Here is a 12,841-nt window from a genome sequence, read left to right as displayed (position 1 = left end):
TTTGCTATAATAGTAAGCAACAATCCCAGAACCAAGCCCAGTAAAATGGAACCGCCTATTTCAATAACCAATCCGCTAATCATTTGCCCTATGGAAAAATCCTGTTGTCCAGTCGCTAACTTAGCCAAAGACATGGCAATTCCAAACGCTATTATTCCAAATACGTCATCTAAAGCAACTACCGGTAATATTGTTCTTGTTAATGGTCCATGAGCGTTATACTGCCTTATTACTAATAAAGTTGCGGCCGGTGCCGTAGCGGCTGACATAGATGCTATTACAATGCTAAATGCAAAAGGTTGATTCAGTAAAAAATACATAACCGTAAAAACAACAACAACGGCTCCGACAACCTCTGCCAGGGTAATAATTACGATGGACTTTCCTAATTTTAGCATATCTTTAATAACAAATTCATTTCCGATACTAAATGCAATTATCGCTAAGGCTAATTCATTTATTACAGAAAATGATTCCATATCACTCGAACCGATGAATTTTAAAAATGAGGGTCCTAAAAATAATCCTGCTACCAGATAACCGGATACATTGGGAAGTTTAAAAACTTTGGCTGCCTTCCCGCCTATAATTCCAACAAGCATCACAATACTGATTTTCAATAGTAAATTCAATTTTTTCCTCCACATAATAGTATTAAACCTTAGACAAGTTTAACGCTTTTTGCAAATATTGACACTCTCCTACTACGAGCCTCCCTGTTAGTATATTTTTGCACATCAAAAAAGCGGATAAACTAACTCATACTGAGCTTCGTCATTCGCTTGGTATTCTCCTATGGGATTAGCTGACGGATTAGGGCTCCCAAGCTGCCCCTCTTAAACACTAAGATTCACCCCTGAAATTGGTTCCCCCACTACCATAAAGATATTCGGATATGTTTCATTTAGCTTAGCATAGACGTGCAAAATAGTCAAATTTATAGCCAATTCATTCACTATTAATTGTTTTTTACAGGGTTATATCGGTTTCTTTTCTGTCAATTCGATTGGCTTTTCTTAGTTGAGCATATACTTTACGAACCAAAGAGGAAGAAAGGCTTTTATCTCTTTCTTCCTCTTAATCTTGTGAAAATAGAATTTGTCTCACCATACTACTCTTTTGATAACTCCCAGATTGAAAAGCAGTATCAAGTTCATCACGGTCATCAATTAAATCAATTGAAGTTTTCCGCCAGGTATTTTTAAATTATTCCACAGTAGATTCAATTTGATGGCCGTTTCCAGACACCCCAGCCATTCGTTCCGGCAAAGACATTCGTATCGCTTATACAAAAAGAATAAACATCAATATTTGATAATCCTGAATCAGCCTCACTCCAGCCAGTGCCATTATTGGTGGAATGAAAAACTCCGCCGCCATAGGTTCCGGCGAAGATTGTTGTGCCCCTGACGACAAGAGAATCGATTTGTGTGCTTGTCAGTCCTGAATTAATCGGTCGCCAGCTTGTACCATTGTCGGTGGATATAAAAACACCATCACCAGGAGTTGCGGCATAAAGATTGGTTCCGTCCACAGCAAGAGAAAAGATCTGAGTGTTTGTTAACCCTGAATTGACTGCACTCCAGCTTGCACCATTGTCGGTAGAAAGAAATACTCCACCACCAAAAGTTCCGGCAAAGATATTAGAGCCACTCACGACAAGAGAACCGACATAAGGGTTGGTCAAACCCGAATTAACCGGGCACCAGCTTGTACCATTATTAGTCGAGAGAAAAACACCTCCGCCCAAGGTTCCGGCAAAGAGATTAGAGCCACTGATGGTAAGAGAATATATGTATTCGTTTGTCAAGCCGGAATTAGCCTCCCTCCAGCTGGAACCATTATCAGTGGAGAGAAAAACACCCCCGCCATTGGTTCCAGCAAAAATATTAGAGCCGCTTACAGCTATCGAAAAGACATAAGGGTTCGTCAAACCGGAATTGATCTCCTTCCAGCTTTCACCGTTGTTCACAGAGTGAAATACTCCTGCTCCATTCGTTCCGGCAAAAACAGAGGTACCTTTCATTGCGAAAGATCCGACATGGGTATTTGTCATACCGGAATTAATAGCATCCCAATTCGTGCCGCTGTCTGTAGAAAGATAAACACCCCCGCCATTCGTTCCGGCGAAGATACTAGCACCACTTACAGCAAGAGTAAAAATATAATTATTTGTCATATCGGAACCAACACCACTCCAGCTTTTTCCGTTGTCAGAAGAAAGAAATATACCGTCTTCAGTTCCGGAAAAGATATTCGTACCACTAACAGCAATAGTATTGACGTATTTGTTAGTTAAGCCTTTGTTAGCAGCCTTCCAACTCTTGCCGTTATTGTCAGAGAGATAAACACCGCCGCCATATGATCCGGCAAAGATTGTAGTGCCGCTTATAGCGAGGTAATTAATATGAGGGTTTGTTAAACCTGAATTAACCGGACTCCAGTTGCTGCCATTATCGGTAGAAAGAAAAATACCGCCGTCCTGAGTTCCGGCAAAGATATTCGCTCCGCTTATGACTATAGAATTGACATTAGCGGATGTCAAACCTGTATTAACACCTCTCCAACTTGTGCCATTATCGGCAGAAAGATAAACACCGCTGCTGGTTCCGGCGAGGATATCTGTGCCATTTATGACAAGAGATAGGACAATTGTATAGGATAATTCTGAATCGATCAACTCCCAGCTTTCTCCGTTGTTGGAGGAGATATAAACACCACTGCCGGTTCCGGCAAAGATATTAGTACCACCTACAGCCAGGGAATAGACATTTTTATTTGTCAATCCTGAATTGATCTCATTCCAGCTTGTACCACCATCGTTGGAAAGAAAAATGCCACTGCCTTCCGTTCCAGCATATATATTCTTACCCTCAATTGCAAAGCAATGAATGTAACCACCGTAAGGTCCGTTGGTTTGTACCCATGATTCAGAGGGCGTTTTTTTAGGAACTAATAAGAAAGCTACAAGCAATAACAATGGCACAAGCAATAAAGATAGATAAATCTTCTTCATGTTTTTTCTCCTTAATTGAGAAATCTTTTCTCCTTGGATTGTAATTAAGAAGCCTATTTTAGTCGATATATTAGATCATTTAAAGGAATCCGATTACATGTCCAAAGTTGTAGCTAAAAAGCCGCCCGCTTTAAACAGGCGGCTTTTTATGCCATTACAGTTTAGTATTGTGCAAAACCGAGACCACGGTTCCTTAGATTCTGAACGATGGTCGCTATAGCCGAGTTAGTCGTCTGATATCCATCATGCATCAACGGGTTTCCACTAGCCTGCAAGTTGTTGCAAGCGTTAACGATTGACTGTGTGCTGGCGCCGTTCCAGTCCTGAGTGTCAACATTAGGACTGACGATCGACAGGCCCAGTGCTGAACAAGCTTGCTGTATCGTTGAGTTGCTCTCGAGATAAGGAAGCCTTATCTTCGTTGGCTTAGGTTTTCCGGCGTTCTGGATTGCTTGGTTACATTGTTGGAGATCGTTATAGACCTGTTGATAGCTCCAGCTGGTCATATGCGAGTGCGTCCAGCTATGATTCTGGAGACTAAATCCTGAATTTAAGTAGGCATTCCAACCAGTCTGGTTGCTGCTGATTCTGTTACCCCAGACGAATAAAGTGGCCTTGCTGCATCCTGCACTTTTTAGGTTATTAATCAGGGTTGGTGAATTTCCATTCAATGGCCCATCATCAAAGGTAAGGTAAACATTACCGCTGGTGCCGCCGTCTCCACCACCACTACTGGTATCGCTGATCTCCAAGTAATCCACGTAGATATCCCAATTCCCATTATCATTGGTCACAATAAGCTGGACCGGGTAGGAACCGGATTGTGGGGTACAGGTAAAGGACTGAATCGTAGGAGTAGTACCGGTGAAATTCACCTTACCCATTTCATATCCGTTCATCTTCACAACCACTGTAGCGGTACTCGAATTGCTTGAGCTCCCCCTGATACTAATAGTCTTCTGGGTGTTGTTCCAGGTAATATTACTGGTTTGGCAGTAATCATTGTTGGCGTATAAAGCGACTCCGGAGAACGGTGAACTGATTTTCCCGGCGTACTGACCGCCAAGGGTCATATTCTCACATTCATATCTGGTAGTTGCGCTTAATGCATTAACTGCTGGAAATGCAAACGTAAAACACATGATAAGCGCTAGTAATAAATTCACTTTTCGTTTCATATGCGTTCCTCCTTTCAGATTGATTAACAATATACATCACAACTCAGAGTTGTTACACTTCTATGCTTTAGGAAATGTTAAACAAAGCCACTACACGAAGCCCTTAGCATTTAAAATACCGTATGCATAGATATGGTAATATTTTACATTATTATATTATCATTAAATGTTCTTTTGTTCAAGTTTTTTCACTGGGTAATGTTCCCATGTCAGATTTGATGGAATTAAATTTACATATCGAAATAATCCGATATAATAAAATAAGAAAAAATTGAAAGGAGCATCACTATGTATACAGCAGATTATTTCATCAAAAATTTGAACATGACACCGCATCCGGAAGGTGGATTTTATAAAGAAGTTTATATGTCAGAAGAAAATATAACTTCAAAAGAATTAAAAATTGACTTTGAAGATTTACGAATACTTTGGACAAGTATCTATTTTTTACTTAGGGACGGAGAAGTATCTAATTTTCACAGACTAAAATCTGATGAAATGTGGTACTATCATTCAGGTTCCCCGCTAACTATTTATATGATTAGCCCAAAAGGAGAGCTTTTCACTGAACAGCTTGGACTAGATATCGAAAATGGTGAAAAGCCTCAAGTATTGGTGCCAAAAGATTATATATTTGGTTCCGCTATGAATAATGAAGGATATGCATTAGTTGGCTGCATGGTATCGCCAGGATTTGAATTTAAAGACTTTGAGTTATTTAAAAGAAATGAGTTGATAGAAAAATATCCCGAGCATCAGCAGATAATTAATAAACTGACTTCAAATCAATAAGCATTAATTTTTGTCAAAGAACGGTTGCGTTTGTAAGAGTATAATTGTTTAACTTTCATCAGATGTAAGATCAAGTTCGGCTTATATAAGCAGTCCAATATTTAGTTCTATTTTACCTATGTCAGTTTCAAAATCAATCGCTAAAGTCTCAAAATTGTTAATTTCAGCGTTTTCTAAAATAACTCTGGGAGGATTAATCTTTGTTGATAACCCAAATGAAGAAAGTTTTGTTGCAAAAGAACCTGCTATCATACTGGATAATTCTCCTACTGCACTTTTAGCCATATCATCAATGGAAGTAATACTCATCCCTATCATCATTGATGCTAATCTTTTCGCAGTATCTAAAGGCATAGAAAGAGCTATATCCCCCTGAACTGCACCTTGAAAACAGACTACTGTCGATACATCTAAATTCAAGTACATTTTGTCTTTCTTTTGAATATTACACCTTTTAATATTATGTACTCCGAATTGTTCCAAAGTAACATTGAAAGTTTCTAAAACGGTATTTATATACTTAACATCCATAATCCTCACAAAATCTCCTTATAGTTACCGCATCCCTAAAGTTTTTACGGTTAATAATTTAAAATATTCTTCTCTTTGTTTAAGATCATCAATAAGCTGTACATCTTTATTTTTTAATACACTAATTACTGCTGCTCTTCAGTACTTAATATTATCTAATACGATATATGAAAGTCATTGATTGTCGTTCACTCATGTATTTTATAATCCTCATTTTGTTTTCTATTAAATTTCGACAATTCATAAGATTAATATTATAGCTCACAGACTATATTCCTATAAAAATAGGATTATAGAACTAATGATAAATAATAAAAATTCATCAAGTCTATCTAATTTTCCGTTCTTATCTAACTCATTATTAGGACCCCTTTGTATCTTCAGACATTCTACTAATATAGTCTAGAATAATAGACTTCCCATTTCTTTTATGCTATGATAGAATACATATTTATTAACAAAGATTACTGATTTTAATTATGTTAAGGTGAAGAAATGGATCATAAATACATTACAAATGATAAACTAAAGCAGATTCCAAAACTCCCTGGAATTTATAAAATGCTGGATTCCCGGGGTGTTATAATTTATATTGGAAAGAGTAAATGCCTTCAAAAAAGAGTCCAATCCTATTTTGTCAAAACTCCAAAGTGGGACAAGGTAAATCGGATGGTACCAATGATTAGGGATATTGAGTATGTTGTTACCGATACTCATCTGGAAGCTCGATTGTTAGAGTGTTCCTTAATAAAGGAATATAAACCCCGATTCAATGCCCAGATGAAAAATGACCGGAACTACTTTTTTATTAAATTAGAGGACTATAATAAATATAATTCCCTATCCGTAATGGAAGAAAGAACTGATCATTGTTACGGCCCCTTCAGAAGCAAATACACCATAAGCGAATTTCTAGTTAAGCTAAAGAATATTTATCCGATTACAAGAAACGGCGACCAGTATGAGTTTGAATATCATATATTTCCCATTTCTATGGATAAGGATCTATTTGATCAAAATAAGGCAGTTCTCTCCGAACTTCTTGCATCAGAAGACAATCTTCTCTTACTAGTTAATACCCTGCAGTCTAAATTAGAGGAAGCCGTTGATTCATATCGGTTCGAAATGGCCTCTATTTACAGGGATATGATATCCTGCTTTAAAATGATTAAAAACGGTTTGAACGGCTATAAAAGCTTATCCTCAAGAAGCATACTACTAAAGCTTCCTATGGAAAATGGGTGCTACAAGCTGTTTTATATTCTAAATGGTCGTATTATTCATGGTATACCTACAGAAAATGTTACGAAAGATATCCGGAAGGATTTCATCAAGACCAGTGAATTACTAATACCACCCGTTCAAAGTATTCAAGAGAATGAGAAAGAATGGATTGATTTCCGGGATATTATATATTCGGAAATCTCCGATCTGCCTGAGGAATTGGTAGAATTGCTATAGCTATAACCTTCCTTTCGGCGAATGTCAATTACCCACCCGTAGCTATTACAAACATGCCGCCAAGACCAGTGGTTCCTTGGCGGCATGTTTTAATTTAAGCGTTTGCGTGTTAAGAATTAAAGTTGGAACATTTATTGTCTCTAAATCTGAAAAAAACACTTCATTGATCCAAGTATTGGCATACTAGATTGCTCACTAACAAAACTACTACATTATCTTTCACTAATGTTTTTTCTCCGTATTTATCGCTACAATATAGCCTATATTTTTTGTTTCGCTAGCATCTTTATCATTATCTTTGGCATTGGTTTCATCCGTCTCTGCGGTATTCACTTTCAAATAAATGATGCTACTGTTATAGTTTCTTTCATCCAGTTCTGCAATGGCGATTTTTTCCCCTAAAGGGCTCCACCTGATTTTTACACTTTCGATGTTCACAGCAATTTGCATGGATTTACCGGTTAACACATCATACAAATAGAGTCCGCTACTGTCTACACCATTGATTACAGTTTTGAGTTGGTAAGCGATCATTAACTGGTTGGGAGACCAAGAAGCTCCGGTCACCTCGGTTCCCTCTGCGATGGTCCTCAAGATATTTCCCTCAGCATCGGCAACAAGAAGCTTTTTCTTGGAACCCTCCCATTGAGAAATCAGGATTTGCTTCCCATCGGGTGATGGAATGATTCCATCCGCATTTTCCACTTTCAGATTCTTTTTCTCATTGGTTATCATATCTAGCATATACAACTGCAAGGAGTCGTCGATTGTTATATAATAAATTTTATCCTGCGTTTTTTGCACAGTGAACAATTGCTCCTGTAGATCAGCAACCTGTGTGATATTCCTATTTGTATCAGCTATATAAACACCTCCTGCGTAGGAAGCACCGATCACACTATTAGCGTCAGCCCACTCGGCAGTTAAAGCGACTCCAAGAATATTATCCGTAACAAGTGACTGTTCCCTTTCGTCCATGCTCATTAAATAATGGGCGGTATCTCCAATCGAGTATTCATAGTACAACAGGTGCTTTTTATCGGGGGACAATATCGCCCCGCCAAGAAACATATCCTTAGGGGCCTTCACTGTTTCGTATTCTTTGGTATCCAAGTGATACAGATAAATACTTCTGGGGTAGAATTCCGCATTCTCTAGAAGGCTCATTTTCCCCAGCTCTGGATTTTCCTTTGCAAGGACAACGGTCTGTTCATCAAACCAGTCCGTAATTTCCATTCCCTCATATCGATCGATTTTTTCAACAAAAATAGAGGGTTGGTCGGTTTCAGTATTTTCATTTTCAATAACAGTAATGCTTTTACCAGGCTCTTTGATCACGGTTCTATTTCCTTCCTGCTTCATGCTACAGGCAGTAAAAGTCAATAGGAATGCAATAGCGGCTACAAATTTTATTATTTTCATCATTGCATCATCTCCTTTTTCTTTTATCATATCAGGCTTATATATCGGAAATATAACTGTAATGTTTCTAATATGTAAAATTATTTATCTTTTTCATAGGAAGGAAAACATAAACGGAAGGTTGAGCCTTCAGGGCCGGTTTCAACCAATGCAACGGTTCCTCCCTGCTTTTTCATAAGTTTTTTGATGATGGACGAGGGATCTCTATGTTGTATTGGCCGGTCCGGATTCGGTCAACCATTTTTTTTAACTTTAAAATCCCATTAGCAAATGTGTTGAAATAAATATATCCGAGAATGAAACTGACAATAAAAACACCGGCACCAATAGAAATAAATAGTGTCTGAATGTAATTATAGAAATTAAGATACCCCTCCAGCGAATAATTAAGCTGAATTACCCCAACCTGTTCACCGCCTTTGGTCAACGGCGCAAGGTAATAAAGGGAATCCTGCTCTACTTGATAGGCTATTTTATTTTGTAAGGCAAAAGAAAGGGCTTTTTCTACATTACTTGCTCTGCTTTCAGCCGTAGATTCACCAATTTTTTTACCATTAGTGTCATACAATACGGTTATTTGACCGCTGACCTTGCTTAGCTGCTTTGCCAGCTTATTTCCACCAGAAATCAAAAAAGTTTCGGGCATCACAAAAGGTTCACTAAGACTCAACTGATTGATATACAAATTTGTCGTCCTAGCTTGCTGAGATAAATATGCTTCATACTGCACCTGTTGGTCCTTTTTTATCCCATCCAGAACCAGAATGCTTAATATGGTAACCGTGAGTAGCAAAAGCGCTGCTAAGAAAACACTGAACTTTATTTTTATACTTAATATCATATCAGCCGCCACCGTTCTATTATCAAATTGAAGCTTTATAGCCCACACCGTGAATGGTCTGCAGGATATCGCTATAATCTGGACCCAGCTTTTTTCTCACACGCTGGACGTGGATGTCCACAGTCCGGGTCCCGCCCATATATTCCATACCCCATATTAAATCCAAAAGCTGGTCCCTTGTATAAACTCTTTCCGGGTTGGCAGCCAGAAGTGCTAATAGGTCAAATTCCTTGGGCGTCAGATCCAGAAGCTTCTCACCGGCAACCGCCTTTCTCTGCTGCAAATTGAGCATCAATCCATCTAGTTGGATTTCCGTTTGCACCTGGCTGCCCGCTTTTACTTGTAAGCGCCTTAAGAGAGATCGCAGCCTTGCAAGGAGTTCACGCATATCAAAGGGCTTTGTAATATAGTCGTCCGCCCCCAGTTCAAGACCCAGAACCTTGTCTACGATGTCCTCCTTCGCAGTTAGCATGATGATACCCACCGAATTCCTACTTTCCAGCCTTTTCAGTACCTCGAATCCGTTTATGCCCGGCAGCATGATATCAAGAATCATCGCATCGGGTTTAAACAGATCAAATTTCTTCAAAGCCTCTTCTCCATCATAGACAGCCTCTGCCGTAAAGCCCTCTCTCTTCATAGCATATACTATCGCATCGGCGATGCTCTTTTCATCTTCTATTACCAATATTCTTTGTTTCATCACTTCACCCTTTTGGATTCATCATTCAATTATTACTACTTTATTTTAGTAAATTATTCTTAAATATATTCCTACAGAATTTAGCATTGAAAGCTGGCCATAGACATGCCAGTAGCATGAGCTTTAATGATTACTTGCCAGCCTCGCTGGACTCACCATACTATAAAGTTGTTCTCTTTCTTCATTTCACTAAGATTGTCCAAAGGTACCTTCATCATCTAAAGGCACCCATTTTTAAAGCTTTTCCAACGTTGTGAAAATTGGGCAAGTCCAAGTTCTACTTCCTGCTGCTCCAACTAATTTAGCAGCAATACAGATAGTTGGCCCACGTGTTCGTTTAACTTGGAGGGATAATGCCACTAATGAAACTGGCTTTTTAATCGAAAGATCTGATAATGGGGGAGCCTATTTCACTCTTGATACTGTTGGACCAAGAATATTTACAGGTAACGTAAACTACACTGATGATACTATCACACCCGGCAATAACTATAAATATAGGGTAGGTGCCGTGAATGAAGCCGGTGTGTCTCCTTACTCAAATACTGTAAACTTTAATCTATAACCTTAGCACAACCTGGTTTTCAGGCTAGTCATCTAGATAATTAGTAGTATATTAAAAGCAGTTACAAAATCATGACCACCGGCTTAGCCGGTGGTTTGCTCTGCCCAGCTTTTTCCTTTAGATGTATACCTAATTTTCTTACTTTTTACTTATTATACTTTTACTACCCACATAGGTCATGATGAAATACGCCGAATATAACAAGCCTACAAACACAGCAGTTACTGTGATACCTGCTCCAATATTCATGTCTCCATAGATTTTAAGTGTATCATTTGCCGCCCACAGTCCAAAAAATGAATGGACGACAGCTAGAACCAGCGGGAATATAAAATAACAGGCGATCTGCAAAAACAGGGCTTTATTCAGCATCTTTTCATCTGTGCCCAACTTTTTTAGCAAGTCGTAGCGATATTTATTATCGGCGGTGTCGGCCAACTGCTGTATGGCAAGGATTGCTGCACAAGTTATCATAAAGATAACGCCCAAATAAATGGCGACAAATGATAAAACCGCTTTATTCGTAGTAGCCTGAGCATAAATCTCCGCACGGCTGTTGTAATAGGAGTAATTTCGTTCTTCATAAGTATTTGAGGCGTCAAATTCCGCCAGTTGTTGAAAAAACGTATCTGCTTTATTGCTGCTCTTGCAGTCTAGGTTAAGAACGGATGTCCCACTATGAAGTCCTTGCGTGTACTCATCCGGTACAATAAACATAACACCCTCCAAGCCATTGCGAGCGTTTCCTACAAGAGAGCAAACAGGGAGTAAATGCTGTCCGTTAATCACGATTGAAGAGTTTGCGGCATATAACGCATTTGCAAAATCAGTCAGAAGCGAATAGTTAGTAAGCATTGCGTATTCCCTGTCAGAAAGAGAAAGTTCCTCTTTTCCCTGCATCTTCATTGCTCTATTATAGTCTGACAGAGAGATGCAATTGAGAACCTTTTCCTTAAGATACGATGCATCTTCCGGAAACATAACATCAAGTTCCGTGTACCCCTGCTCCAGATCGTAAATGCGATAGGTCTGATAGAACTTTATATTTTCGTTCTCATCCAGAAATTTTTTAAGCCCTGTAAAGCTACGCCCGTATTCATCTTCGTTGGACGGCATATCGTAAAATGAGCAGTCGAACCCAGCATAGCTGCGAAGCTCGGATGACAACACATGTTGCATACTGTAACCAATGGAAAAAATACCAATCGTCATTAGCAGGACGATACATACCACAGAAATCGAAGCAAAATTGGTATTGATTTTACTTCCAAGTTGCCTTGTAACGAACATGTTCAGGTCTTTAAAAAACAGCCTTTTTTTTGATTGTATCAGAACTGTTAGGATACTAGAAAGCGAGTAAAAAAAGAAAAGCGTACCGATAATACCAAACGAAATGCCTGTGAAGAAAACTGCGTTAATGTAAAACATTCCGTTTGTAAGAATCAAGTAATATGCCATTCCAAATAAAATCAGGGAAAGAAAGAATAATGAAAAAGAAACCTTGATATTTTTTATTTTCAGTGTTTCATTTACCCTACTCCCATATATCAGGTCAATCAGTTTAAACCTAGAAATAGACATCGAGTTAAAAATTATCACAATTAAAAATATAATACCAAAATACAAAATGCTTTTAAACAAAGCACTCGGAGCAAATACGAAAGAAAATTTTTTCATATCTGCTTCAAACATTTTTGCTGTGAAAACAGACATGAACTGTGATAAAACCACACCCAACACAAGACCTGCTACTAGCGCAAGCAGTGCCACGATAGAAGTTTCCATGATCAAGATTACAGAGATTCGGTGCTTATCCATGCCCAGTGTCATGTAGATTCCAAGTTCTTTTTTTCGCCGTTTGATGAAAAAGCTATTTGCGTAAACAATTAAAAATCCAAGCACCACTGCAACAAATACGGACACATAGTTTAAGAGCCCTAGTACTGCTTTTACAGATTCAGTCTGCTCGACAGTTAACTCCATCATCGCTTGCTGGACATAGATGGAGTTAAACATATAGAATACACAGACCCCGAATGTTAAAGTGAAAAAATAGATTGCATAATCCTTAATACTTCTTTCTGCATTTTTGAGGGCAAGCTTAATGGGCATCTAATTCACCTCCCAACAAAGAAATGACTTCCATGATGCGGTTAAAAAACTCTCTGCGGGTTTCATTTCCACGGATCAGCTCGTTAAACAACTTCCCGTCCTTAATAAAAATTATGCGTTTGCAGTAGCTAGCGGAAAAAGCGTCATGGGTAACCATCAGAATTGTGGCTTCGATTTCGCTATTCAGTCGGGTGAAACTTTCCAACAACATTCTGGCAGA

The 12,841-nt window shown here is 38.6% G+C and carries 11 protein-coding genes, 1 pseudogene and 1 riboswitch; of the genes and pseudogenes, 3 read left to right on the top strand and 9 right to left on the bottom strand.

All coding sequences use genetic code 11. The features are described from left to right. From RTP52_RS04565 to RTP52_RS04555, 3 genes are all read right to left on the bottom strand, one after another. Nucleotides 1–632: cation:proton antiporter (locus tag RTP52_RS04565; protein WP_312369484.1), on the bottom strand; the 632-nt coding region annotated here is incomplete at its 3' end. Nucleotides 633–774: 142 nt separating this feature from the next. Continuing rightward, nucleotides 775–905: riboswitch (cyclic di-AMP (ydaO/yuaA leader) on the bottom strand. Between the two features lie 317 nt (nt 906–1,222). Beyond that, the gene (locus RTP52_RS04560; RefSeq protein WP_312369482.1) at nt 1,223–3,016 is read right to left on the bottom strand and encodes a WD40/YVTN/BNR-like repeat-containing protein; all 1,794 of its coding nucleotides are present in this window, start codon (nt 3,014–3,016) and stop codon (nt 1,223–1,225) included. A 161-nt stretch (nt 3,017–3,177) separates the two neighbouring features. Continuing rightward, nucleotides 3,178–4,194: a polysaccharide deacetylase family protein gene (locus RTP52_RS04555; RefSeq protein WP_312369480.1), complete on the bottom strand. Its 1,017-nt coding sequence runs from the start codon at nt 4,192–4,194 to the stop codon at nt 3,178–3,180. Nucleotides 4,195–4,482: 288 nt separating this feature from the next. On the opposite strand from RTP52_RS04555, the gene RTP52_RS04550 reads away from it, so the two are divergent. Then, entirely contained in the window at nt 4,483–4,986 is a 504-nt protein-coding gene (locus RTP52_RS04550) for a cupin domain-containing protein (RefSeq protein ID WP_312369478.1), read from the top strand. Between the two features lie 81 nt (nt 4,987–5,067). On the opposite strand, the gene RTP52_RS04545 is transcribed toward RTP52_RS04550, so the two are convergent. Continuing rightward, on the bottom strand, nt 5,068–5,517 hold the full coding sequence (locus RTP52_RS04545; RefSeq protein WP_312369476.1) for a chemotaxis protein CheX: 450 nt from the start codon (nt 5,515–5,517) through the stop codon (nt 5,068–5,070). Nucleotides 5,518–6,012: 495 nt separating this feature from the next. Between RTP52_RS04545 and RTP52_RS04540 the strand changes: the two genes are divergently transcribed. Beyond that, nucleotides 6,013–6,978, top strand: a complete 966-nt coding sequence (locus RTP52_RS04540) for a GIY-YIG nuclease family protein (protein WP_312369475.1) — start codon at nt 6,013–6,015, stop codon at nt 6,976–6,978. Nucleotides 6,979–7,200: 222 nt separating this feature from the next. On the opposite strand, the gene RTP52_RS04535 is transcribed toward RTP52_RS04540, so the two are convergent. The 3 genes from RTP52_RS04535 to RTP52_RS04525 all read right to left on the bottom strand — a co-directional run bounded on the left by RTP52_RS04535 (nt 7,201) and on the right by RTP52_RS04525 (nt 9,944). Beyond that, the gene (locus tag RTP52_RS04535; protein ID WP_312369473.1) at nt 7,201–8,403 is read right to left on the bottom strand and encodes a TolB family protein; all 1,203 of its coding nucleotides are present in this window, start codon (nt 8,401–8,403) and stop codon (nt 7,201–7,203) included. A 169-nt stretch (nt 8,404–8,572) separates the two neighbouring features. Then, nucleotides 8,573–9,241 (bottom strand): HAMP domain-containing protein, encoded by a 669-nt coding sequence (locus RTP52_RS04530; protein WP_312369472.1) that lies wholly within the window; start codon nt 9,239–9,241, stop codon nt 8,573–8,575. A gap of 22 nt (nt 9,242–9,263) precedes the next feature. After that, a complete protein-coding gene (locus tag RTP52_RS04525) occupies nt 9,264–9,944 on the bottom strand; it encodes a response regulator transcription factor (RefSeq protein ID WP_312104089.1) in 681 nt (226 codons plus the stop codon). 253 nt (nt 9,945–10,197) lie between these two features. On the opposite strand from RTP52_RS04525, the gene RTP52_RS20495 reads away from it, so the two are divergent. Then, nucleotides 10,198–10,509 carry a fibronectin type III domain-containing protein gene (locus tag RTP52_RS20495; RefSeq protein WP_442913522.1) on the top strand — a complete coding sequence of 104 codons (312 nt, stop codon included), beginning with the start codon at nt 10,198–10,200 and terminating at the stop codon, nt 10,507–10,509. A 138-nt stretch (nt 10,510–10,647) separates the two neighbouring features. On the opposite strand, the gene RTP52_RS04520 is transcribed toward RTP52_RS20495, so the two are convergent. Continuing rightward, nucleotides 10,648–12,621 (bottom strand): FtsX-like permease family protein, encoded by a 1,974-nt coding sequence (locus RTP52_RS04520; protein ID WP_312369471.1) that lies wholly within the window; start codon nt 12,619–12,621, stop codon nt 10,648–10,650. Next, a pseudogene (locus tag RTP52_RS04515) lies at nt 12,611–12,841 on the bottom strand (ABC transporter ATP-binding protein); the annotation flags it as partial. The pseudogene RTP52_RS04515 and the gene RTP52_RS04520, both read right to left, overlap by 11 nt.

It is taken from the genome of Lachnoclostridium sp. (genome assembly GCF_031997925.1).
Classification (GTDB): Bacteria; Bacillota; Clostridia; order Lachnospirales; family Lachnospiraceae; genus Lachnoclostridium.
Note: the sequence above shows the minus strand (reverse complement) of the source record. Positions and strands in the feature narration are given on the sequence as shown.

Bases quoted from the DNA above. Each gene is read 5' to 3' on its own strand.
- RTP52_RS04560 (WP_312369482.1), bottom strand. From the start codon at position 3,016: ATGAAGAAGATTTATCTATCTTTATTGCTTGTGCCATTGTTATTGCTT.
- RTP52_RS04555 (WP_312369480.1), bottom strand. From the start codon at position 4,194: ATGAAACGAAAAGTGAATTTATTACTAGCGCTTATCATGTGTTTTACG.
- RTP52_RS04550 (WP_312369478.1), top strand. From the start codon at position 4,483: ATGTATACAGCAGATTATTTCATCAAAAATTTGAACATGACACCGCAT.
- RTP52_RS04545 (WP_312369476.1), bottom strand. From the start codon at position 5,517: ATGGATGTTAAGTATATAAATACCGTTTTAGAAACTTTCAATGTTACT.
- RTP52_RS04540 (WP_312369475.1), top strand. From the start codon at position 6,013: ATGGATCATAAATACATTACAAATGATAAACTAAAGCAGATTCCAAAA.
- RTP52_RS04535 (WP_312369473.1), bottom strand. From the start codon at position 8,403: ATGATGAAAATAATAAAATTTGTAGCCGCTATTGCATTCCTATTGACT.
- RTP52_RS04530 (WP_312369472.1), bottom strand. From the start codon at position 9,241: ATGATATTAAGTATAAAAATAAAGTTCAGTGTTTTCTTAGCAGCGCTT.
- RTP52_RS04525 (WP_312104089.1), bottom strand. From the start codon at position 9,944: ATGAAACAAAGAATATTGGTAATAGAAGATGAAAAGAGCATCGCCGAT.
- RTP52_RS04520 (WP_312369471.1), bottom strand. From the start codon at position 12,621: ATGCCCATTAAGCTTGCCCTCAAAAATGCAGAAAGAAGTATTAAGGAT.